At 55.5% G+C, this 20,566-nt stretch carries 23 protein-coding genes; 6 read left to right on the top strand and 17 right to left on the bottom strand.

Features of this window, described 5'->3' with window-relative positions:
- Positions 1-11: 11 nt before the first annotated feature.
- Genes AC2FGC_RS16800 through AC2FGC_RS16785 form a run of 4 tightly spaced genes read right to left on the bottom strand, consistent with a single transcriptional unit; the run spans position 12 to position 2,898 of the window.
- Positions 12-260, bottom strand: coding sequence for a PepSY domain-containing protein (locus AC2FGC_RS16800; RefSeq protein WP_496782929.1), 249 nt, complete (start codon positions 258-260; stop codon positions 12-14).
- A gap of 15 nt (positions 261-275) precedes the next feature.
- On the bottom strand, positions 276-713 hold the full coding sequence (locus AC2FGC_RS16795; protein ID WP_496721970.1) for a cupredoxin domain-containing protein: 438 nt from the start codon (positions 711-713) through the stop codon (positions 276-278).
- 19 nt (positions 714-732) lie between these two features.
- Complete coding sequence (locus AC2FGC_RS16790; RefSeq protein ID WP_496721968.1) at positions 733-1,704, bottom strand: YVTN family beta-propeller repeat protein; 972 nt, start codon at positions 1,702-1,704, stop codon at positions 733-735.
- Between the two features lie 12 nt (positions 1,705-1,716).
- Positions 1,717-2,898 (bottom strand): ABC transporter substrate-binding protein, encoded by a 1,182-nt coding sequence (locus AC2FGC_RS16785; protein ID WP_496722953.1) that lies wholly within the window; start codon positions 2,896-2,898, stop codon positions 1,717-1,719.
- 312 nt (positions 2,899-3,210) lie between these two features.
- On the opposite strand from AC2FGC_RS16785, the gene AC2FGC_RS16780 reads away from it, so the two are divergent.
- From AC2FGC_RS16780 to AC2FGC_RS16770, 3 genes are read left to right on the top strand one after another with little or no spacing between them, the layout of a single operon-like run.
- Positions 3,211-3,750 carry an SRPBCC family protein gene (locus AC2FGC_RS16780; RefSeq protein ID WP_496721966.1) on the top strand — a complete coding sequence of 180 codons (540 nt, stop codon included), beginning with the start codon at positions 3,211-3,213 and terminating at the stop codon, positions 3,748-3,750.
- On the top strand, positions 3,716-4,681 hold the full coding sequence (locus AC2FGC_RS16775; RefSeq protein WP_496782926.1) for a YncE family protein: 966 nt from the start codon (positions 3,716-3,718) through the stop codon (positions 4,679-4,681). The genes AC2FGC_RS16780 and AC2FGC_RS16775 overlap by 35 nt, the downstream gene beginning before the upstream one ends.
- A complete protein-coding gene (locus tag AC2FGC_RS16770; protein ID WP_496721962.1) occupies positions 4,678-5,496 on the top strand; it encodes a quinoprotein dehydrogenase-associated SoxYZ-like carrier in 819 nt (272 codons plus the stop codon). The genes AC2FGC_RS16775 and AC2FGC_RS16770 overlap by 4 nt, the downstream gene beginning before the upstream one ends.
- A gap of 1 nt (position 5,497) precedes the next feature.
- Here the strand turns inward: AC2FGC_RS16770 and AC2FGC_RS16765 are convergent, their stop codons facing one another.
- From AC2FGC_RS16765 to AC2FGC_RS16735, 7 genes are all read right to left on the bottom strand, one after another.
- Entirely contained in the window at positions 5,498-6,052 is a 555-nt protein-coding gene (locus AC2FGC_RS16765; RefSeq protein ID WP_496721960.1) for a PQQ-dependent catabolism-associated CXXCW motif protein, read from the bottom strand.
- On the bottom strand, positions 6,049-6,846 hold the full coding sequence (locus tag AC2FGC_RS16760) for a substrate-binding domain-containing protein (RefSeq protein WP_496722951.1): 798 nt from the start codon (positions 6,844-6,846) through the stop codon (positions 6,049-6,051). The genes AC2FGC_RS16765 and AC2FGC_RS16760 overlap by 4 nt, the downstream gene beginning before the upstream one ends.
- A gap of 28 nt (positions 6,847-6,874) precedes the next feature.
- Positions 6,875-7,378, bottom strand: a complete 504-nt coding sequence (locus AC2FGC_RS16755) for a c-type cytochrome, methanol metabolism-related (protein WP_496721958.1) — start codon at positions 7,376-7,378, stop codon at positions 6,875-6,877.
- A gap of 69 nt (positions 7,379-7,447) precedes the next feature.
- Positions 7,448-9,250 (bottom strand): lanthanide-dependent methanol dehydrogenase XoxF5, encoded by a 1,803-nt coding sequence (gene xoxF5 / locus AC2FGC_RS16750; protein WP_496721956.1) that lies wholly within the window; start codon positions 9,248-9,250, stop codon positions 7,448-7,450.
- Between the two features lie 132 nt (positions 9,251-9,382).
- The gene (locus AC2FGC_RS16745) at positions 9,383-9,754 is read right to left on the bottom strand and encodes a c-type cytochrome (RefSeq protein ID WP_496782923.1); all 372 of its coding nucleotides are present in this window, start codon (positions 9,752-9,754) and stop codon (positions 9,383-9,385) included.
- Positions 9,755-9,794: 40 nt separating this feature from the next.
- On the bottom strand, positions 9,795-10,628 hold the full coding sequence (gene fghA / locus AC2FGC_RS16740) for an S-formylglutathione hydrolase (protein ID WP_496721952.1): 834 nt from the start codon (positions 10,626-10,628) through the stop codon (positions 9,795-9,797).
- Between the two features lies 1 nt (position 10,629).
- Positions 10,630-11,742: an S-(hydroxymethyl)glutathione dehydrogenase/class III alcohol dehydrogenase gene (locus tag AC2FGC_RS16735; protein ID WP_496721950.1), complete on the bottom strand. Its 1,113-nt coding sequence runs from the start codon at positions 11,740-11,742 to the stop codon at positions 10,630-10,632.
- A 162-nt stretch (positions 11,743-11,904) separates the two neighbouring features.
- On the opposite strand from AC2FGC_RS16735, the gene AC2FGC_RS16730 reads away from it, so the two are divergent.
- Both AC2FGC_RS16730 and AC2FGC_RS16725 read left to right on the top strand, forming a co-directional pair.
- The gene (locus tag AC2FGC_RS16730; protein ID WP_496782921.1) at positions 11,905-12,519 is read left to right on the top strand and encodes a hypothetical protein; all 615 of its coding nucleotides are present in this window, start codon (positions 11,905-11,907) and stop codon (positions 12,517-12,519) included.
- A 26-nt stretch (positions 12,520-12,545) separates the two neighbouring features.
- Complete coding sequence (locus AC2FGC_RS16725) at positions 12,546-13,325, top strand: pentapeptide repeat-containing protein (RefSeq protein ID WP_496721946.1); 780 nt, start codon at positions 12,546-12,548, stop codon at positions 13,323-13,325.
- 4 nt (positions 13,326-13,329) lie between these two features.
- Here the strand turns inward: AC2FGC_RS16725 and AC2FGC_RS16720 are convergent, their stop codons facing one another.
- Positions 13,330-14,361, bottom strand: a complete 1,032-nt coding sequence (locus tag AC2FGC_RS16720; RefSeq protein ID WP_496721944.1) for a quinoprotein relay system zinc metallohydrolase 2 — start codon at positions 14,359-14,361, stop codon at positions 13,330-13,332.
- 122 nt (positions 14,362-14,483) lie between these two features.
- Between AC2FGC_RS16720 and AC2FGC_RS16715 the strand changes: the two genes are divergently transcribed.
- Positions 14,484-15,296 carry a quinoprotein dehydrogenase-associated SoxYZ-like carrier gene (locus tag AC2FGC_RS16715; protein WP_496721942.1) on the top strand — a complete coding sequence of 271 codons (813 nt, stop codon included), beginning with the start codon at positions 14,484-14,486 and terminating at the stop codon, positions 15,294-15,296.
- An 18-nt stretch (positions 15,297-15,314) separates the two neighbouring features.
- Here AC2FGC_RS16715 and AC2FGC_RS16710 read toward each other — a convergent pair whose 3' ends face one another.
- Genes AC2FGC_RS16710 through AC2FGC_RS16690 form a run of 5 tightly spaced genes read right to left on the bottom strand, consistent with a single transcriptional unit; the run spans position 15,315 to position 20,562 of the window.
- A complete protein-coding gene (locus AC2FGC_RS16710; protein WP_496722949.1) occupies positions 15,315-15,650 on the bottom strand; it encodes a hypothetical protein in 336 nt (111 codons plus the stop codon).
- 47 nt (positions 15,651-15,697) lie between these two features.
- Positions 15,698-16,372, bottom strand: a complete 675-nt coding sequence (locus AC2FGC_RS16705) for a hypothetical protein (protein ID WP_496721940.1) — start codon at positions 16,370-16,372, stop codon at positions 15,698-15,700.
- Positions 16,373-16,417: 45 nt separating this feature from the next.
- The gene (locus tag AC2FGC_RS16700) at positions 16,418-18,673 is read right to left on the bottom strand and encodes a hybrid sensor histidine kinase/response regulator (protein ID WP_496782919.1); all 2,256 of its coding nucleotides are present in this window, start codon (positions 18,671-18,673) and stop codon (positions 16,418-16,420) included.
- A gap of 2 nt (positions 18,674-18,675) precedes the next feature.
- Complete coding sequence (locus AC2FGC_RS16695; RefSeq protein WP_496721937.1) at positions 18,676-19,833, bottom strand: FIST N-terminal domain-containing protein; 1,158 nt, start codon at positions 19,831-19,833, stop codon at positions 18,676-18,678.
- 9 nt (positions 19,834-19,842) lie between these two features.
- Positions 19,843-20,562, bottom strand: coding sequence for a response regulator (locus AC2FGC_RS16690; RefSeq protein WP_496782917.1), 720 nt, complete (start codon positions 20,560-20,562; stop codon positions 19,843-19,845).
- Between the last annotated feature and the right edge of the window lie 4 nt (positions 20,563-20,566).

Below are 20,566 nucleotides of genomic sequence, written 5' to 3'. Positions count from 1 at the left end.
GCTTCAACCCGCTATTCCGCCTTGCGGCTCACTTCATTCAGGTCCTTGTCCAACTTAATGTCGAACTGGTTGCCACCCTTACAGATGACGTCGTCCAGATCGTAACCGTCAACTTCAACCTCGATATCATCCGGGTCCATTTGACACTCAATGGATGCAAGATAGGCTTCGATCTTTTCGACCGTTGCCGCATCAATTTCGTCGGCGAAAGCCGGTGCCGCTATAAGTCCAGCGATCAACAAAATCCCAAGCTTTTTCATAATGCTATCCTTTCTCTATTGAATGCTGACCGTGATGCGTTGCGATTCTCCGGTGGAACCGGGGATGCGGATTTCATGGCTGCCAGGTTTGATTGCGATAAACGACAGTTCCGCCACACCGGCCTTGTCAAACTCGATACTATCCACCGCCATTGGGCGGATTTCGATCTTGTTGATCACGATCTCATTCATCCAGATCGCACGAAAGAACGAAGGCCCCTCGATCGCCAATTCCGCCGAGCCATCGGCAGTGATCTCAAGTTTGTAATACGCGCCGGATTGCAGAACTACGTCCTCGCCCAGTGGCTGCCCCGAGGCGAGCGTCAGCTTGATGGTGTCACCGCGATTGCATTTCGCCAGAAGTCCGGCAAATCCCAGATCGTCACAGAGCGGTGCCGCCGAGACCGGCCCACCGAACGCCGCGACCATCGCTGCGATCATAAGTTTCTTCATTCCCGTCCCTCCTAGAACTTCAGTCAATGGTCACCACGCCCCAAGGCTGTTGACCGACCTGTACCGATTTGATCGCCTTTTCCGCCGCTACATCGATAATTGTAATGTCGTTTGAATTGCCATTTGTGGTCAGCAGGTATTTCTCATCCGGCGTGAAATCGAGCTGCCAGACCCGCTGCCCCACAAGGATGTAGTCCAGAACCTCAAGGCTTTGCGCGTCGACGACGGCAACCCGGTTTGCAGGTCCCAGAGCAACAAACAGACGCTTGCCGTCCGAAGTTACCTTGGCCCCGACGGGCTGCAGCCATTCCGGTTGCACGCCGGGCACCTCAAAGCCGATCTTGCCAACCACCGTGGGCGCTCCGTCCTCTGCAATATCCATGACCGAGACGGTTCCGCCAATTTCCGACGTTACAAACAGCCGTTTGCCATCGGCGGTGTACTGGGCATAACGTGGACGCTGGTCGACCAAAATGTTATGCTTGATGGTGTAATCCTCGGTGGAGATGAAATGCGCCATGTTGGTGGTTTCAGAGGTGTTGACCACAAATTTTGCGTCCGGGCTCATCCCCATGCCTTCGGGTTCGACGCCAACTGGCACCTCAGCCAGAATGGTGCGAGTTTCGGTGTCTGTGACCGTCACCAGATTGTCGTCCTCATTGGCGATGTAGAGCCGCTTGCCAGAGGGTTCGAGGATGAAAAGCTCGGGGTCCGGACCAGAGGGCAGACTGGGCAGTTCCTCGTAGGTCTCGGTATCAAACACCCGGATGATATTGTCGTCCGAGGCACAGACATAGAGCGTCTTGCCGTCCGGGCTGACGGTAATGCCACGCGGGCGGTTGCCGCCGGGAAATTCGGTGATCACCTCCCAGGTTGCGGTATCCACCACGGTAATGGTGTTACCCCGCTCGTTTGAGACAAAAGCCTTGCCCGCCAGTGCAGGACCCGAGGTCAGCGCAGCGCAGGCGACGGTCAGCAATAGTCGTTTCATCAAAACCTCCGGTTATTCAAATGCCTGACAGCTGGATTCCGTCCGATCCAAACCCAGCGTATCGAGCGGTGAGACCTGGTGCAGAAACCCCTCTTGCGGGCTGACGCTGACGGTGATCGATCCGTCATACAGAAGGATCGGTTGGCGCAACTGCCCATTCCAGTCGCGGAACGTTACCTTTTGCCCTTTGAAGGCAGCCAGTTCGAATTCCTCCGACAAGGCATAGTCACGCACTCCATCGGGGTCAGCTGTGCTGGCACGGGTCACGGCCTCGCCAATCACACGCAGCGCAAGCCAGGTGTTGTAGTCCTCTGGCTGAACATATCGGCCGGTCAGTTCCTCAAAACGGGTCTGGAACTGGGTTGCCCCCCATGCCTCATGGGCACCGTGAAACGTCGTCGGGCGCAACCCGCCTGATCCCATCACCGGGCGCGGGGTCCAAAGGTGGTAAGACAGGTAACGCCCGAAGTAATCGGTTTCGTCAGCAGCAATCACCACGTCATGATCTCGCACGTCCTGCGTATCCAGTGGCAATTGACGCTGAACCAGAACATGACCGGAATCCGTCCGCCGAGAGCCTCCGGTATCCGCAAAGATTCGATCCTCGGCAATCTTTGCGCCAAACTTGGTAGCCGCGCGGCGATAGGCATCTGCCAGTTTCACATCTTCGGGGTTTGAACCGGCCAGCAGGAACCAATCCCCCCATTTTTTCCAGACCGCAAACTGCGCCACTGCATCGGCTGTCATGGCACGGGACGGCGCAATATGCAGCAGGTTGCCGCGACAGTTCACGTCCCGCAAATCGATATCCGGTGCCGATACATTGAACACCAGCACCCCGGCCTCAGCCGCCTTATCCGTCAGGCGCAAAATGTCGGGGGCTTCGGCCATCAGAACGATTAGGCGTACTCCGTCGGCGATGATCTGATCCATCGCGGCGTCGGCCTCTTCCGGCGAAACTGCAACAGTTGCAGTTTCATAGGTATGCCCCAGAAATCCGCCGGTGGTGCCGTTATCCTCGTCCCCAAGCGCGGCACCGGCAAAGCCCAGATCGTCCGGCTTCAGATCATAGCGTGAGATCGGCAGAAGCGACGGATAGTCGATCCGCAGCACCGCAGCTTTCACATCGATCGCCGCAGCTGTCACTGCGGACACACACCAGAAAAGCGCCGCAAACAGCGGCAGCACGCGCATAGTCAAGATGCCCTCCCGTTCACCGAAAGATCAGGCTGGCTCATCAAGGTCGAAACGCCCCAAGAACGGAACCGATACTTTTGGCCGTGTTGTATAACAAAGCCTATCAGCTTCATGATTAAGCTCGATTCTTATTTTATAAGAATGCGCGTATGCGGTTGATCTTGCTATGGTTTCCCGCGGCCAACTGCGTTTTTGCAGGGGGGTCGTATAGGGTGGCCGTTTCAGTGTGTTTGATTGTTGGAATTAACAGGGAACGCACGATCGGGAGACGGGCCAACGACCGCCAAGCGCATTCAGGGAGGATACAGAATGAATCGACGAGTGCTTCTTGTGACGACCGCTGCGCTATTGGTTCCGGGCATGGGCTGGGCGCACGGACCAACCCGGCAAAAGGTCACGTTGACCGCCGAAGTCGCAGCTTCACCCGAAGAGGTTTGGACCGTCGTCGGGAACTTCGATGACATGTCTTGGCATCCCGCGGTGTTCTCGACCGAGGGCAAAGGCGGCAATGAGATTGACGCGACGCGGTTGCTGACGTTGGGTCAAGAAGATGGGCCGGCGATTGACGAAGTCCTCTACAAATTCAGCGACGATAAGATGAGCTATTCCTACCGGATCACCGATGTCGCGGTTGAGGTACTGCCAGTAACCAATTACTCGTCGCATCTGACAGTCAAACCGCGTGACGGGGGCGGTTCGATCATCGAATGGCGCGGGGCCTTTTATCGTGGCTATCCAAACAATGACCCGCCAGCCGAATTGAATGATGAGGCCGCCATCGCCGCCGTGACCGGAGTGTATCAGGCCGGACTGGATGCGCTGGTCGAGCGTTTTGGTGCGGCAAGCTAGCCGATTGTTCACGTTGCTTGCGGCGATCTCTGCTAGCATGGCGCTGGCAGAGACGGCATTCATAACTTGTCAAAACGGCGAGGAACTCAGCCGGATTGATCTCTCCGAAATGCAGGAAACCGCCCGTTGGCCCCTGCCCGGCAAGCCTGCGGGCGTGGCCGTTGGGTTGGACGGAACGCTGTTCACCGTGTCCCCGGACAGCAAAACGGTGCGGCGTTTGTCCACTGAGACGGGTGAGACGATAGCGCAGATTGCGCTCAATGGCGGACCCATCGGAATCGCATTGGACTCAGAACGCGGACGGGTATTCGTGTCGGATTGGTACAACGCCCGTCTTTGGGTGCTGGACAGCGAAAACTTGGAGGTTCTGACGGAACTGCCAACAGGCGCCGCCCCGGCCGGGATCGCGATTTCAGCCGATGGTCGTTTTCTAGCGTCGGCTGACAAGGACGCAGATCAGGTGTCGGTTTTTGATGCTGAAACTCTGCAACCACTTCATCGAATAACCATCGGCACCCGCCCCTTCGGATTGCGCTTTGCCCCTGATGCGAGGCTGTTTATCGGCAATGTCGGCAACAATGATGTCAGCGTTATCGATGTTGAAACCGGCGCAGTCACCGCCACGGTCACTGTTGGCGAACGTCCCTATGGGATCGCCTTTGCCCATGGTCGAGCATTCGTCACGAACCAATATTCCAATACGCTCAGCGTGATCTCTCTTAAGACGTTGGAGCATGAAGCACTGATTGAGGTCGGAGAGTACCCGGAAGGCATCGATGCAACCGCCAGCGAGAATCTGGTGGTGGTCGCAAACTGGTTCGACAACACTGTCAGCATCGTGGACCCAAAGGCGCTCTCCGTGATAGAAACGATAGAAACCTGCGACGGGCCGCGTGCCTTTGGCAGATTTCTGCAAGGAGGAAGACAATGAAGGCTTCTCACCTGATTGCATCTGTATTTTTTGTGCTGGCCGCGCCGACCTGGGCATCAAATGAGGCCTGGGAAAATGTCAAAGCGCTGCTTTACGGCGACCGGCCAATGGAAAATGGCGATGCGTTGATCGCAATTGATGCGCCTTATCGCACACCCGATGACGCGCGAGCCGAACTGGCCGCTCAGGTCATCGCCCCCCGAGGGACAGATGTAGCCAAAGTGACCCTGGTGCTGGACGAAAATCCAATGCCGGTTTCTGCAGTGTTCGAGTTGGAAGAACCGCTGCCGAGCTTCTACTTCGACGTGACCATGCGCGTAAACGGCCCGACGCCGATGCATGTCATCGCTGAAACTACGGATGGACGCCTTTGGGTGTCGGAAACCTTTGTCAAAACATCCGGCGTTGGGGCCTGCGCCGCACCACCCGGGACGGATCCGAAACTGGCGTTGGAAAATCTGGGAACGATGGAGGCCGAATTGGTCGGTCGTGTACCCGCGCTGGATACGTTGACACGCCTGTCCAATTTGGGTGCAGATCGCGCAAACAAGATGGACTTGAACATTGATCACCCATCGCATTCGGGAATGCAGATGGACCAGATTTCCCTGTTGTTCATCCCGATGCGATATGTCGAAAGCGTGGATATTGATCTTGATGGCGTGGGCTATGTCCAGATGACCGGATCAATTTCTCTGTCTGAAAACCCACGTGTCGGTATTTCCGTCCCAAGCCGGGCGCAAGCGGTCGACGTGACGATGACAGACACGGACGGAACGGTCAGTCATTTGCACAAGAGGCTGGCGGGCTTCTAGGTCAGCCGCCCCCGGTTACGGGCTGACCTGGAAAGGGTTCGACCCATTCCAATGGATACCCCCACAAGGCCCAGCCATCCGTGCCTTCTGGGAACCAATAGATGTTGGTATAGCCCCATTCGATTGCGCGGCGGGCTGCGTTCCAACTCATCCAGCAGTCTTCAAGACAGAAGAATACAACTCCGTGGTCAACGTCGCCACGGGTGCCGGCCTCCAACCCCGATCGAAAATAGTCCGCTGTGACATCCGCGATTGCACCATAGCCCACATTGGGCAACCAGGTTGTTCCTGGAATGCTGTCGCGCGGCTTGTCGCGCCAAATCGTGCCCTCAGGCAGATTGGCAGGTTTGGGGGGCTGGGGCAAAACGTCGATAAACGCTGCACTCTGATCTTGCCAAAGGTTGTGGGCGTCTTCCGGGCCGATGGTTGTGCCGCCGGTTATCCGGTCCGGCACTGGCGCGCGGTAGTGATCCATGCGGTAGTCACTGGGTTCGGGGACGGTTTGCGCCGTCGCGGCGGTTGAGATCAGCGCGATTGTAACTGTTGCGCGTATCATTGCGACAGGTCCAGAACCTCGGTCCCCAGATCATTCACCAGCGGAACACCGGCCCCGGCCAACACAACGTTGATCTCCTCCTGACTGCGCCGGATCAATGAATTCAACTGCCGCTGCCAAACCTTTTCGCCCTGCCGCACACCCATGGTGATGCGGTAGAACAAACGTGGAGGCAGGTCTTCGCCAATCAGCGGAATCACTTTGAAACCTGGGTAGTCCGCCTTGACCAATGGTCCGCCCAACGGGCCCCAGAGGATGGCCGCGTCAATCTCGCCCGATTGCAGATCATCCAACATATCGATAGCCGGACTTTCTACGCGCCGATCGACGAAAAGGTTGTATGGCTTGGCCTGACCGATCAACCCGTTTCGCGCCATATGCGCCGCCGGAGGAGTACCTGCTACAATCCCGATCTTTCGCCCCTTGAGCGCCGGGTCATTCAATCGATCCACCTCTGTCAGATCGCTGTCCATCGGCACGATAAGCGCATAGGCGGACGTATAGTAGTGATTGGTGTTCTGCACCAACTCATGACCCTGCGCGTAGCCGATCACCACATCGCAACGTTTAGCGGCCAAAGTATTTCGAATGAACCCCGTCGCTTGGGGAAACCAGACATACTGAACAGGCAATTCCAACTTAGCAGCAATTAGCTCGGCCAGTTGGTTTTCGTACCCCGATCCGTCCTCGGTCGACACAGGGTAGTTGGCGGGGTCCGCGCAAACGCGAAAGGCTGTCTTTGATACTAGGTCAGAAGTTTGGGCCTGCGTAGGCAGCGCCTGACCGAGCCACATGCCAAGTGCCGTCAGAGCAATACAAGCATTAACCCATGCACGCATCTTCATCCTCGCGGATCACGTCAGATTTCGCCTCTTTTTTGGGTGGGCGACCGCGCGGAATCGCGCCCGATCCATGAGCCTTCAAGTATACATAGATGTCATCCAGAAAGCACATCACATTCGGGTTGTCGCCAAATCCCGGCATCACCGAGTTTTCAGCGGCGTTCACCACTTGGCGACCGTTCGTAGCGATGTCGACAAAGTCGTAGTAATCCATATCTAACGCCGACTCTTTCAAAGCAGGCGCATAGGTCGAACCTTCACCATCTGGTCCGTGACAAACATGGCATTCCGCGTGATAGCGCCGGAAGCCGGAAAAGGTCATCCAGTCCACCGTTCCATCCTCGGCCACGTTGAATGTCGGAATATCGTCTTCGGTGTAGTACCGCCCATCCTCGGAATACGAGACTGCCAGATTATCTGCGGCCGCAGCAACAGGAAGGCAAGACACAAGAACAGATGCAAGAAGACGTACAGAGTGGTTCATTGAAAGCTCGTTTCTTTACAGGTGAAAACCGGCGCGGTCCGTTTGGGCCGCGCCGGTCGGTTCTTTGGCTTAGTTCGGCAGCGCGAACACAGTCAGCTGACCGCCAAGCGCGGTGTAGTCGCTGAGAGCAGCATAGCCACCCACGGCGCCAAGACCGTCATTCGGGTTGGTCAGACCAGCCGCCAGACCAATTCCGGCCCAGCCACCAACACCCGACAGGATGCCGATATACTGCTTGCCACCTTGCTCATACGTCATGACGTTTCCGATGATGCCAGAGGGTGTTTTGAACTTGTACAGTTCTTCACCGGTTTCAGCATGAACGGCCTTCAGATACCCTTCGAGAGTTCCGTAGAAGACAACGTCACCTGCTGTTGCCAGTGCACCGGACCAGACCGAGAATTGCTCGGGCAGCGACCACTTGATGCTTCCATCAGTGTTGTCCCAAGCAATGAAGTTACCCATACCACCATGGCTTTCAGGTGCTGGATACATCGCCAGCGTCGCACCTACATAGGGCTGACCAGCGGTGTAGGACACGCGGAACGGCTCATAATCCATGCAGACATGGTTGGTCGGCACGTACATCAGCTGAGTCTTCGGCGAATAGGCTGCAGGCTGTTGGTCTTTGGTACCCAGAGCCGCCGGGCAGATACCGGTCGAGTTTACGTCCTCGCCGTTCTGTTCCGTCGAATACTGCGCAACCACAGCCGGACGACCATAGGTGTCGCTGCTAGGATCCATGTCGACGCCTGTTGTCCAGTTCACAACCGGGTCGAATTTTTCGGCCACCAGCAGTTCACCTGTGACGCGGTCCATCGTGTACCCCAGACCGTTGCGGTCGAAATGGGTCAGCAGCTTGCGCTCGGTGCCATCAATTTCCTGTTCTGTAAGGATCATTTCATTGATGCCGTCATAGTCCCATTCATCATGTGGCGTCATCTGGTAGAACCATCTTGCCACACCGGTGTCGATATCGCGCGCCATGACGGTCATGGACCAACGATTGTCACCGGGGCGCTGCGCCGGGTTCCAGGTCGACGGGTTACCCGTGCCATAATACATCAGGTTCTCGTCCAGATCGGCAGAATACCAGCCCCAAGTGGTGCCGCCACCGATCTTCCACTGATCGCCTTCCCAGGTATTGGTGCCCGAGTCCGCGCCAACCGGCTTGCCCAGATGAGTGGTTTTGTCCGGATCAACCAGGATGTCCGAATCCGGCCCCATGGAATAGGCGCGCCAGACTTGCTCACCCGAGTTCATATCGTAGGCCGTAACCGACCCGCGCACACCGAACTCACCACCTGAAATGCCGACGATGACCTTGTCCTTGATAGGCAGAACCGTAGCGGTGTTCGTTTCACCAATCGCCGGGTCACCATTTTGGACTTCCCAAACAACATCACCGGATTTGGCATCCAGCGCCACAACCTTGGTGTCCGCCTGATGCAGGAAGATCTTGCCGTCTGCGTAGGCCACACCACGGTTAACAGTGTCACAGCACATCACCGGAATTACATCCGGGTCCTGCTTGGGCTCGTACTTCCAGACGATCTTGCCGTCATTGGCCAGATCCAGAGCATAGACAATATTCGGGAACGGCGTGTGGACATACATCATGTCGCCAATCACCAGCGGCGAACCTTCGTGCCCGCGCAGAACGCCGGTCGAGAAAGTCCACGCCACCTGCAGATCACCAACGTTGTCTGCGTTGATCTGATCCAATGCCGAATAGCGCTGATTTTTGTAGTCGCCCGTCTGGATCGCCCATTGTTTCGAGTTCTCCATCTGGGCAACCAGGTCGTCATTGGCATAAGCCGCAGTGGCCAGTGCAACGGCAATCCCGGAGGTCCAAAGCGATAGATTTTTCATTCAATCTCCTCCCTTTCGTGCAGCGATCTCGCTGCATTGCAACACCTCACCCAGGTCGGATTGCGGTGTCTGTTTATGCTCGCCCAGACCGGCCCTTTTCCGGTCACATCGACGGGCAAGCAACTCGATCTCTTACGACCCGGTGTCCTCAAAGGTCGCAAGATATGCGATGATATTGGTGCGATCGTCCTCCTTACGCAGCCCAGCAAAGGTCATCTTGATCCCCTTCGCATAGTCGCGTGGTTTGGTCAGAAACGCGTCCAGTTCTTCGGGTGTCCAAACCAGCCCTTCTTCGGACAGGGAAATCAGCACTGGTGAATAGCCAAACCCCTCAACGGTGGCAGCCTGACGGCCAACGATACCATTCAGCATTGGACCCACCTTATTTTCGGCCCCCTCGCCCACAGCGTGACAGGCTTTGCACTTGCGGAAAACTTTCTCACCCGCTTCGGGATCGCCTTCGGCACTTGCGAAGGTGGGTGCAAGCATGAGGCAGGTTGCCATGAATACCGTTCTGAACACTATCATTCTTTCCTTTCTGTTTTCATTGGCTTAGACGTTCGGCGTGCCATTCGACGTGGTCCCGCGCAAAGCTATTCACGAAGAAATACGAATGGTCATACCCTTCCTGAATTCTGATCTGTCCGGGTTGGCGGCGCTTGGCCATCATGTTGGCCAGGGCCTCGGGTTTGAGCAAATCGAGAAACTGATCATCCGCACCCTGATCAATCAGCAGATCGCCTTTCCAGCCGTGTTCTTCCAACAAAAGAGTTGCATCATGCTCGACCCAGGTGTTTTCGTCGTCACCCAGATAGCTGCTGAGCTGTTTGCGGCCCCAATCCGAACGCGTCGGATGAGCAATCGGTGCAAATGCTGAAAGAGATCCGAATTTGTCGGCGTTCCGTATCGCGATCGTAATCGCGCCGTGCCCCCCCATGGAATGACCCGTGATCCCATGTCGATCCTGAACCGGGAAGTTCCTCACAACAATGTCGCGCAACTCGTCGACGATGTAATCATACATCCTGAAATGTGACCGCCACGGATCGCGGGTGGCGTTCACATAAAACCCTGCCCCCTGCCCCAAATCATAGGCGTCGTCATCCGCAACGTTGTCGCCGCGCGGAGAGGTGTCAGGAAACACCACAGCAACGCCGTAATCCGCCGCGGCCTCCTGAAAGCCGCCTTTGGTCATCGCGTTTTCATGGGTGCAGGTCAGGCCGGACAAATACCACAACACCGGCACCGGACCGGATTTTGCCTGAGGCGGCAGGTAGATGGCAAAGATCATCTCACAATCGCATGTCTCGGAGGAGTGTGAGAAGACAGTCTGCTCCCCTCCGAAACTGCGATTTTGTGAGATGGCCTTTAGATCCATGTTAGTACTCCACTACCGCTCTGATCGACTTACCTTCGTGCATCAGGTCAAAGCCCTGATTGATCTCATCTAGCGTCAGCTTGTGGGTGATCATGGGATCGATCTCGATCTTGCCGTCCATGTACCAGTCGACGATTTTTGGGACATCCGTCCGACCCTTAGCGCCGCCAAACGCCGTTCCGCGCCACGTCCGGCCGGTGACCAGTTGGAAGGGACGGGTCGAAATTTCGGCTCCAGCTGGCGCAACACCGATAATGATGCTTTCACCCCACCCTTTGTGCGCGCATTCCAAAGCGATGCGCATCACTCCAACGTTGCCCGTGGCGTCAAAGGTGTAGTCTGAACCACCCCCAGTCAATTCAACCAGATGCGCCACCAGATCGCCTTCGACATTTGCTGGGTTGACGAAATCGGTCATCCCGAAACGCGTCGCCATTTCTGCCTTGCCATCGTTCAGATCGACACCAACGATCTGATCCGCGCCAGCCATGCGAAGTCCCTGAATGACGTTCAGGCCGATACCTCCGAGACCGAACACAACACCGCGCGAACCGATCTCGACCTTGGCGGTGTTGATTACCGCCCCGATACCAGTGGTGACGCCACAGCCGATGTAGCAAATCTTGTCGAAGGGCGCGTCTTTGCGCACTTTGGCCAACGCGATTTCTGGCACCACCGTGTGATTGGCGAAGGTCGAACAGCCCATGTAGTGATGGATCGGCGTGCCATCCAACATGCTGAACCGGGTTGTTCCATCCGGCAACAGACCCGCCCCCTGCGTCGCGCGGACTTTCTGACACAGGTTCGTCTTGGGGTTCAGGCAATATTCGCACTCGCGGCATTCGGGGGTGTAAAGCGGGATCACATGGTCCCCAACCTCAAGGCTGGTCACACCTTCCCCAACCTCCAGAACAACTCCAGCACCTTCATGTCCCAGAATTGCAGGAAATATCCCTTCGGGGTCATCGCCCGAACGGGTAAACTCGTCGGTATGGCATAGACCGGTCGCCTTCACCTCGATCAGGACTTCGCCTGCTTTCGGGCCATCAAGTTCAACCTCCATTATTTCCAAAGGTTGGCCTGCCGCCACAGCAACCGCCGCGCGTGTTCTCATTTCTGTCGGTCCTCCCCTGCGCCGGAATCATTCAGACCGGCAGCTTGGGTCGAGTATGAGGGTCAGCCCCTTGTTCAAACAATTAAGACAATGGTGTGTATTGGGTTAAATGGACTTAGCGCGCAGATTTCATGCATAATATCCGCGTGGAGGAGAGCTGCGATGTCGAACGGCAAGCTGATTGTTATGGCACTGGCTTGGATCGGTACGGCTGGTCCAAGTATTGCAGCGGATTTTTCCGATCCAACCTGGCCGTGTGTTCAACGCAAAGTCGAAGATCTGTCGTTGGGTCTTATGTGGCCGCACCAGGTTAGTGAGAGTGAATCCACACAAAACAGCGCCGACATTGACGAAATCGTCGGACTGCTGGCCCTGAGACGGATCGAACTGGAAGACCTGAAGCCCCAAGTCGCGGATTTTGCAGCGCGCTACAACGGGGATTCGGATGTATTAGGAATGGTGTTCCAGCGTGTCTTCGAAACCTTGTCGAAACGACGCAAGCGCATCATCGCCGGGATCGGAGAGTTTTCACTGAATCAGATCGACATAGCCAAAAAAATTGATCTGGCCCGAGTGGAAATGGAGCAAGCCCTTTCTGCTGACCCGCCGGATTATGACCGCGTCGATGCCCTTGAAGAGCAGTTGGATTGGGACCAGTTGATTTATACAGACCGTCAGCGCTCGATCACCTATCTCTGCGAAACTCCTCAAATAATTGAGCGCCGTCTGTTTGCGATCTCGCAAATGCTGCAGCAGTTGACGTCGGATCAGGGTTAAAGCGCCAGCCAAAAACGGAGGGATACATGAGACCCTTACTGATCATCTTGTTAGCTCTTACGCCACCATACGCTTTTGGCCAGTCACCGCTCAGTGGCGTTGACATGACATTGCCTAAAATGACCGAAACGCAGATGACCCGCGCCGACGTTGTCGCCCGGTTGGACACCGCCATGACCGACAAACCCGCCGATTTCACCCGGGTTTGGCTAAACAATCTGGACTTGTCCGAACTGGATTTCAGCAATGCGATTCTAAGGGCGGCGTCAATGAACGGCGCGGATTTGTCCGGATCAACTCTCGACGGTGCGATTCTGAGCCAGGCCTGGATGATAGGCGCTAACCTTTCTGGCGCATCGCTTATTGGGGCGGAGCTCTTTCAGACCCAGCTCAGCAAGGCAGACCTGAGCGACACTGATTTCACAAATGCCAGAACGGCTGCTGACTTCACCAAGGCGAACCTGACCCGCGCAGTGTTCAGAGGGGCAGATTTCTCGGCTGATATGCGCAATCAGTCCATGGGGCTAATGCGCGGCGTTTTAACTTCGGCTCGTGGATCGGACGTGGATTTCACCGACGCGAATATGTCCCGCGCCGATCTGGAATTTGCCAAGCTGCCAAACGCGAATTTCACCGGGGCAGACCTGTCGATGGCCACATTGGGCGGCGCAGACCTGTCTGGAGCCACGTTGTCTGGTGCTGATTTTAGAAACGCTGATCTAACCTCAACACGGCTGACGGATGTCCAGGACGCAGATCAGACCAACCTGGAAGCAGCAAAAAACCTGACGCGCGCCATTCGTTAACGGGTTATTCCCATTCAAGTTCGGTAAACGCGACCGTTGCGTTGCGCGGATTATAAGCCTCAAACAGTTCCCAGTTTGCCTCTTCGCCTTGCGCAATTGTTTCAACCGCATCGCCCAGACGTTCGCCGCCGTCAATTGCTGCCCGCGTGTCCGCCTCGAGCACAACCAGATAGCGAACCATATCCTCGGCACCTACCGGCCAGGCCAGGACCGGCCCGCCATGACCAGGCACGATTTGGGCGACATCCATCCCGGTCATCTTTTTGAGAACACGCTGCCAACCGATCAAAGCGCCATCCAGGGCCGGAGTGTGCCGATGAAACACCAGATCGCCGGTGAACATAACACCGGTGTTCACATCCAATACCGTCAGATCATTCCCGGTATGGGCCCTCTCCCAGGCCCGCAGGATCAGTTTCCGCCCGCCCAAATCAATCTCTTCCTCGGATTTAACCGCGATATCGACTGTAATTGGCCCAACACCCACATAAGCGTCGGGGCCGATCGCGGCGCTCAGGCTTTCGACGTAGTTGCCGAGCCTGTCCAGAAGCGCTCTTTCCAAGCCCACATGACCAACAACCAGCGCCCCTGAAAGAGTCAAAGGTGCCGTTCCGAGTGTGTGATCGGGATGCATATGGGTCAATATTACGTGACTGACGGGTTTGTCCGTCTCTGCCCGAACGGCACGCCAGACGGCCTCGCCCATCCAGGGTGCTGTTCCCGTATCGATCACCGCAACACTGTCTTGGCCGACGACAAATCCGATATTCGAGACGTCGCCCAGATTGTCCGCGTTCGGCTCCTCGATCAAACCACGATGCACAAACAGGCCGGGTGCAACTTCATCGAATTTCAATTCCACCCCAATAACTTGGCAGAAGGGATCACCTCTGTGTCCATCAGAAAGCGACGGAGGCCGCGCCTTTAGCTTCTGCTCGCAGTCAGCTTGGTATTCGGCTTCGTAGCCCGGCAAAAGCTGCTCTCTGCACGGCTCGGTCGCGGCCTGCGCGCATAGCAAAATCACGGCCTCAAACATGGCAACCCTCCGTTCGGAACACTGGCACAGTTCGCTGCCAGAACCACACCACCTTTCGTCGGCATGTATTTTCTTGGTGTTTTATGACATATTCTGCGACACCGGTTGCCGGAGGAGACGACATGGCCAGAACACTAGCACCCGCAACGATCCTTTCACTTGCGCTATTCTTGCCCGCGTGGGCAGATCAACCGGTGAAGAATCCGCTGGTCGACGGCGAGACCTGGCATGACCTTCAGTTTGATGTGGTGGGTGATGCCAAGATCGGGAACGCGGACACGCTGCTTTCGCTGGATGCTCCCTATCGGGCGCATGACGCAGCAACAGTGCCCATCGTTCTGAAGCAACTTGATCCCAATGCCAAGATATCCGCCGCCACCGTTGTAATCGACGAAAACCCAGCTCCAATTGCAGGTGTCTTCACCTTTTCACCGGCCATGGGAGAACTGGATTTCGAGATGCGCGTTCGGGTGAACCAGTATTCGAATGTCCGCGTGATCGCTGAAACGCCCGACGGGCTCCACATGACAGGCCGGTTTGTCAAAGCCTCGGGCGGCTGTTCAGCGCCAGCCAGCAAAGACCCCGAGGTCGCTTTGGCGTCGATGGGCAAGATGAAACTGCGCAGTTTTGGGCAAGAAGCACAGGTATCGACACCGCGCCGTGAAGCTCAGATCATGATCCGGCACCCGAACTATTCCGGTCTGCAGCGCGATCAGGTCACGCAACTGTTCATTCCGGCGCACTTCATCGACCATATCGAAGTTTGGCAGGGCGAAGAGCTGTTGTTCACCATGGACGGCGGCATCTCTATCTCGGAAAACCCTGCTTTCCGGTTTGCCTATAACGACAACGGCACGACCATGTTGACGGTCAAGGCCACAGATACCGAGGGCAATACTTTTGAGAAAGACCTGCCCAAGGCTGCGGCCAGCTAAGCGCCCTCAGCGTCAATCTCAGAAGCAGACAACCTCGGCTTCAGCCTGCGCCCGGCGCAGGTCAGCCACCATGGTTTCGGCTAAAACCGCATTTTTGAAGAACGCCATGCGTTCGCCTCCGACGCGGCGCATCGAAAGGACGGTTTCCGCCTTTTCGTATTGCTCATATGGCAGGATCGAAGCGATCAGATCGATTGAGCATGAACACCGGTCCAACATCTCGCGGGTTTGGCCGTTTGTGACCATGCAAGCGAATACGTAGTCCGCGCGTGCGGCGGTCGGGTAGTCGTTAAGCCGGTCTGCAACGCTTTGCGCCGACACTACGACCGGCACGATCAGTAAAGCCGCGAACATAGCATTGAAAGACATGCGACTACGTTCCCATTTACGGACCCATGTTATCATTCGCGACTCTCCTGCAAACCTTCAAACTGAATCTCCGATCTATAGACAGTCAAGTCGCCGCCTTCCGGCACGACTTCCGCCACAAAGCTCAGATACCAACCGGGAACTTCTTCTGACACCGTGACGCTCAGGACGAGATCCCCGAACCCTTGCATCCGGTCCCGGTTCGGATCCTCGGCAAAGGGCCGCATGAAGATGGTCTGTACAGGGATGGTTTCGCCATTGAGCAACGCGTCACCCTCGATAATTTCGGCAGGTCGAACCAGCGCGTCTTTGACGCGGTTTCGGATGTAGAACGGGCTGCCCCCTGCAGACTCAGCCATATCCCGGACAACGCTTTCATAAAACACCATGATCATCGGATTCCCGACACTGGCCGGAAAAACTCCCATGGCGCGATGTTTGTCATTTTGGCGAAACTCCAGATGCGCCATCTCGGTTCCATCGTCCGCGAAGCTGAGCGCGATATCGCCGGTATCACGCTCGGCTGTGTCGGCCCGAAGCTGGTTTGTGACTGTGCGTTGGTAAACCAATTCTTTGTCACGTGCGATTGTGTCCAGAACACCATTGTGGAACAGCAAACCATAGGCCTGTTCCGCGTCAATCGAGGCCGCGGCCAAAGGATTAAGGCTCAAAAATGAAACCGCCAGCCCGCAAAGAAACAGTCTCATGATTTTGTCCTCCCATGAATGAAAGTATTGGCTATTCGCCCCATGTCACCGCCGACTTTTGTCGGTGTCGAGCGATTGAGTGGCCAGAGCGTGCTGAACCTTCCAGATGATCAAGGACCGGAGACGGGGCAGCTTGACCGGTTTTGTCATAACGGAAATCTCATGCCGCAATCCGTCTTTGCGCAAAGCTTCGCTGCGATCCGCCGTGATCAAAATCGCCGGAATCTGAGTCTGCGTCATCTCTCTGATTTGGCGAATTGTGTTCACACCAGTTTCACCATCATCCAGTTGGTAATCCGCTAGAATGATATCAGGCGGCATTCCTATATCTGTGATGAACTGCATGGCTTCCTGCGGTGACGGGGCTGGCAGAACACTGGCGCCATTCTGTTCTAGCCATTGCGTTGTGCCAAACAGAACATCACGGTCATTTTCGATAACCAATACGATGAAATCCAACGGCAGATCTCTGACGTTCGTCAAAAGATCCAATGGTTCAACAACACTTTGCTCGGTTTCGACCTTGTCCATTTCGATGCTAAAAACCGATCCCATCCCGGGTTTTGACCGAAGAGCCAGTTTGTGGCCCAAAAGCCGGCACGCGCGGTCCACGACGGACAAACCCAGTCCCATACCGGACCCAAGAGGCCCGTTTTCAGCGCGTGTAAATTCTTCGAACACACGTTCCTGATCTTTGCGTGCAATGCCAATACCCGTGTCCCAGACTTGCAGGATGACTTTGTCACCACGTCTGCGACACCCCACCAATACCCGACCACCGGGCTCAGTGTATTGGATGGCATTCACTACAAGATTCTGGATCGAGCGTAAAAGATAGACCGGATCGGAGTTCACGATTACCGAGCACAGAACCACATCAAGCTTCACATTTTTGTTCTCAGCGACCAGCATCTGGTCGCCTTGTATCCCTGCAATTATCGAGGCGAGGCTGACATCTGTGGGCGAGACCGTATCCGGGTCATCTGTTTCGAGCCGTGAGATATCCAGCAATGAATGCAACAACTGCTCGGCAGAACCGAATGCACCGTCTAGTCGCTCCATCATCTCATAAAGCTCGCTCTCGCGCGTGATCTCCAGCAAAGTTGAGATCATCAATTTTGCCGCATTGATAGGCTGAAGCAGGTCGTGACTGGCCGCAGCAAGGAACCGTGTCTTGGAAGACACCGCAGCTTCAGCGCGTTCTTTTGCGATCCGCAGCGCCTCTTCCACCTGGGCTTTTTCTTCGTATTCCTGAACCAGCTTGGCATTTGCATGGGTCAATTCTGCCGTACGTTCCATGACGCGGTTTTCCAGAGTCTCGGTCGCACGGGCTTCTAGCGTGACGTCTTTGAGTTCGACCAGAAAACCACCATCAGGCAGTTGGTTGACTTGTATATCCAAAACACGGTCCGATCCATCGCGTACACGTTTGCGCAGCCAGCCCCGATTTTTCAGCTCGTGCTGCCATCGACCGATTCTACGTTCATCATCGACCTTAATCAGCCCCCGTGTTCGCATCAGATCCAAAAGCGTTTTCACAGGTACGTTTCCCTGCAAAAGAGAGAGAGGCAGGTTCAGAATATCTCGAAACCGCGCATTGTGCATCATGATCTGGGACTCAGACGAGAAGGTGCAAACGCCAGAGCTCATGTTTTGGAAAACCGCCTGAAGGTAGTCTTCCTGCCGGTCGATCAGGGTCTCTTTCTCGTCGCGGTTCCGACGCACAACCGAAGTGATATCGGTGAGCAGAATAACCACGTTCTGAGGTGACGTGTATTGCGCGCTGAATTGATACCAGCGATCGCCACGCAGTTCGACCACTTCACTTGACACCATGCCCGTATGGCAATTGCGTTCAAGCGTGTCCAACATGTTCGAGATACCATGGTCGGACGATACGAACTCAGGGCTGTTTTGTACCAATAGAAAGAACCGCCCAAGGCTAAGTCCAGGCCCGACAATGTCCGACATATCCGGGAAGATCGCCTGAAACAGCTCGTTACACAGGTTTAACTCACCATCAGTGAACAGCGCGAATCCTTCTTCCATGGAAGACAGCGCTTTGACGAGGCTTTTGCGTGTTTGCTCCCGTTCGTATCTGGCGCTTTCAAGTTCGGTGGTTGCCCGTTCCAGATCGCGGCTCTGCTCCATCACCTGCTGCTGCAACTCGATCGCGGACTGAAACGCCAGGAAGGCGGATGGCCCGACGTCCTTTTGGCGAATGGCACGCCGCATCAGCGCATCAATGATCTTGGCTTGTTTCGAGACCTGAATCTCGAGCGGATCGTCTGGATTAAGCATGGTCAGCTTAGGTCCCGCTTCTCCGGTTCAAAGAAGGCGACCCCCACAAAGGTCTGATTCATGTGTACACCGGATTGCTGTTCTCCGTAGGTGTTGAAACCAACAACCCGGTGGGATTGCAAAACGTCCGAGACCTGATTGCTCAGCTGTTTCTGTTCGATTTCCAGCTTGCGCAAAATACAGTCGAACCCAAGGATGAAATCCGGTGCCGTTCCGGTATTGCTGCGTACATCGAGCCCGGCTTTGAGCGTTTCGATGATCTCCTTCCCGCGTCCCAAAGTCATAATCAGGCCATCGTCTATCGCCGCAAGAAAGGACAGCGAGCCCCCGTCCATCGGTTCGCGAATGGCGCGCACGTAGTAATTCAGATTTTGCCGCAGAAGCAGCGGGTTTTCTGCAAAAACCAGCGGCGAAAGATCCTCGGCTGTGCAGCCGACCAGCCGCGCGTATTCCTGCGCCGCCGGGGCACCATTGATCTCATAGACCACACGCTCTTCCGGATTGGCATCGGTGATAATAATCTCTGACCCGATTGGCAGGAAATGGTCAAAACCGATGCCTTGAAAACCAAGGTTGGTCTCAATCAACAACAGGATAGCGGCATTGCTGTAGGCACTGCCGCCATGTAAAACAAACGTTTCTTCATATTGAAGGCCATCTCCGGCAGAGCCGCCAAAGATCGGCAATCCGTCAAGAACCGTTTCCAGAGTTGAGACCAGCAGATCTTCTTGCTTGGACAATCCATCCGAGAACACCAAAGCCAAACGGTTCCATCCCGCCGTATGACGGAATCTCTCGGCCTGACGTTGCGCGGTGGCTGCGATTTCCGTTGAATCCAACGGCCTGAGTTCCTCGTACAGAATGGAGGAGCATCGAAAGTTGGATTTCGGAAAGGCCAGCAGCAACAGCGCATCTGCTTCATAACCTGATCGCGTTATTTGCCCCGCAGTGGTGCAGCCGAAAACGGGAACGCCCGCGAGTTTCCAGTTCAGGCATCTCGACACTTCCGCCGGATCAAGATTGCTGGGAACAAAGGCCAAGACGAAGCACGATAAGTGACAATCCAATTCCGCACAGGCTTCTTCAACAGCGGTTTTTGCGTCCGAGTTTGTGGAACGGCCAATAGCGATGAAATTCGGTCCGTGCTCCAGATCCCGCATTTGCGCCCCCTAGTGCTGAAGAAAGGATTTAACCTCCGGCTCATGTCGCGACTGACGGGCGACAACCGAGTCGACCAGAACAGCGGCCTGGGTTCGATTGCGCACCCTAAGTCGACGCAGTAAAGCGGTGATATGCGCCTTGACGGTCGCCTCGGCCAACGACAGCTCGTATGCGATCTGTTTGTTCGATTGGCCCACACAAATAAGTTTGAGAATTTTGACCTGTTGCGGCGTCAGTGATGAAAGTTCAGGGCTGGATTGATAGACAATGCTCTCTACTGGCTTTGTCTCTTCAACCCGACTGTATTCGGCGGGCACATACTTACGGCCAGACGCGATTTCCTGAATCGCGATCTTGAGTGTTTTCGCTGGCGTATCTTTGGGAAGGAACCCCATCGCACCATGTTCCAGCAAAGATCGCACAAGCTCTCCGGATGCAAGAGAGGAAATAACCAGAACCGGCACCTTCGGACAACGCTGTCGGAATTGTTGAAAACCCGAGATCCCTGTGACGTCTGGCAATTTGAGGTCAAACATGATCAGGTCAGGTTTGAAGCCCTCGCCAAGTATCTCAAATGATTGTGCGAGCGTGCTGGCTTTTTCAATCCGGCAATTCTCGAAACTCAGTTGCAACGCCGCAGCCAGTGCGTCGCTAAACAGCGGATGATCATCGACAATAAGCACGCTGGACACTCGGTCCAACGGTTCAGGGCATCCCGCAGTAAGCATGGCC

The sequence above is a fragment of the Ruegeria sp. CDSC054 genome (genome assembly GCF_059610645.1).
Note: the sequence above shows the minus strand (reverse complement) of the source record. Positions and strands in the feature narration are given on the sequence as shown.

What these genes read in the sequence shown, in the direction of transcription:
- AC2FGC_RS16770 (WP_496721962.1), top strand. Translation starts at nt 4,678, where the DNA reads ATGAAGGCTTCTCACCTGATTGCATCTGTATTTTTTGTGCTGGCCGCG.
- AC2FGC_RS16730 (WP_496782921.1), top strand. Translation starts at nt 11,905, where the DNA reads ATGTCGAACGGCAAGCTGATTGTTATGGCACTGGCTTGGATCGGTACG.
- AC2FGC_RS16715 (WP_496721942.1), top strand. Translation starts at nt 14,484, where the DNA reads ATGGCCAGAACACTAGCACCCGCAACGATCCTTTCACTTGCGCTATTC.
- AC2FGC_RS16780 (WP_496721966.1), top strand. Translation starts at nt 3,211, where the DNA reads ATGAATCGACGAGTGCTTCTTGTGACGACCGCTGCGCTATTGGTTCCG.
- xoxF5 (WP_496721956.1), bottom strand. Translation starts at nt 9,250, where the DNA reads ATGAAAAATCTATCGCTTTGGACCTCCGGGATTGCCGTTGCACTGGCC.
- AC2FGC_RS16755 (WP_496721958.1), bottom strand. Translation starts at nt 7,378, where the DNA reads ATGAACCACTCTGTACGTCTTCTTGCATCTGTTCTTGTGTCTTGCCTT.
- AC2FGC_RS16775 (WP_496782926.1), top strand. Translation starts at nt 3,716, where the DNA reads ATGCGCTGGTCGAGCGTTTTGGTGCGGCAAGCTAGCCGATTGTTCACG.
- AC2FGC_RS16795 (WP_496721970.1), bottom strand. Translation starts at nt 713, where the DNA reads ATGAAGAAACTTATGATCGCAGCGATGGTCGCGGCGTTCGGTGGGCCG.
- AC2FGC_RS16765 (WP_496721960.1), bottom strand. Translation starts at nt 6,052, where the DNA reads ATGATACGCGCAACAGTTACAATCGCGCTGATCTCAACCGCCGCGACG.
- AC2FGC_RS16700 (WP_496782919.1), bottom strand. Translation starts at nt 18,673, where the DNA reads ATGCTTAATCCAGACGATCCGCTCGAGATTCAGGTCTCGAAACAAGCC.
- AC2FGC_RS16745 (WP_496782923.1), bottom strand. Translation starts at nt 9,754, where the DNA reads ATGGCAACCTGCCTCATGCTTGCACCCACCTTCGCAAGTGCCGAAGGC.
- AC2FGC_RS16800 (WP_496782929.1), bottom strand. Translation starts at nt 260, where the DNA reads ATGAAAAAGCTTGGGATTTTGTTGATCGCTGGACTTATAGCGGCACCG.
- AC2FGC_RS16690 (WP_496782917.1), bottom strand. Translation starts at nt 20,562, where the DNA reads ATGCTTACTGCGGGATGCCCTGAACCGTTGGACCGAGTGTCCAGCGTG.
- AC2FGC_RS16725 (WP_496721946.1), top strand. Translation starts at nt 12,546, where the DNA reads ATGAGACCCTTACTGATCATCTTGTTAGCTCTTACGCCACCATACGCT.
- AC2FGC_RS16705 (WP_496721940.1), bottom strand. Translation starts at nt 16,372, where the DNA reads ATGAGACTGTTTCTTTGCGGGCTGGCGGTTTCATTTTTGAGCCTTAAT.
- fghA (WP_496721952.1), bottom strand. Translation starts at nt 10,628, where the DNA reads ATGGATCTAAAGGCCATCTCACAAAATCGCAGTTTCGGAGGGGAGCAG.
- AC2FGC_RS16760 (WP_496722951.1), bottom strand. Translation starts at nt 6,846, where the DNA reads ATGTGGCTCGGTCAGGCGCTGCCTACGCAGGCCCAAACTTCTGACCTA.
- AC2FGC_RS16735 (WP_496721950.1), bottom strand. Translation starts at nt 11,742, where the DNA reads ATGAGAACACGCGCGGCGGTTGCTGTGGCGGCAGGCCAACCTTTGGAA.
- AC2FGC_RS16720 (WP_496721944.1), bottom strand. Translation starts at nt 14,361, where the DNA reads ATGTTTGAGGCCGTGATTTTGCTATGCGCGCAGGCCGCGACCGAGCCG.
- AC2FGC_RS16695 (WP_496721937.1), bottom strand. Translation starts at nt 19,833, where the DNA reads ATGCGGGATCTGGAGCACGGACCGAATTTCATCGCTATTGGCCGTTCC.
- AC2FGC_RS16785 (WP_496722953.1), bottom strand. Translation starts at nt 2,898, where the DNA reads ATGCGCGTGCTGCCGCTGTTTGCGGCGCTTTTCTGGTGTGTGTCCGCA.
- AC2FGC_RS16710 (WP_496722949.1), bottom strand. Translation starts at nt 15,650, where the DNA reads ATGTTCGCGGCTTTACTGATCGTGCCGGTCGTAGTGTCGGCGCAAAGC.
- AC2FGC_RS16790 (WP_496721968.1), bottom strand. Translation starts at nt 1,704, where the DNA reads ATGAAACGACTATTGCTGACCGTCGCCTGCGCTGCGCTGACCTCGGGT.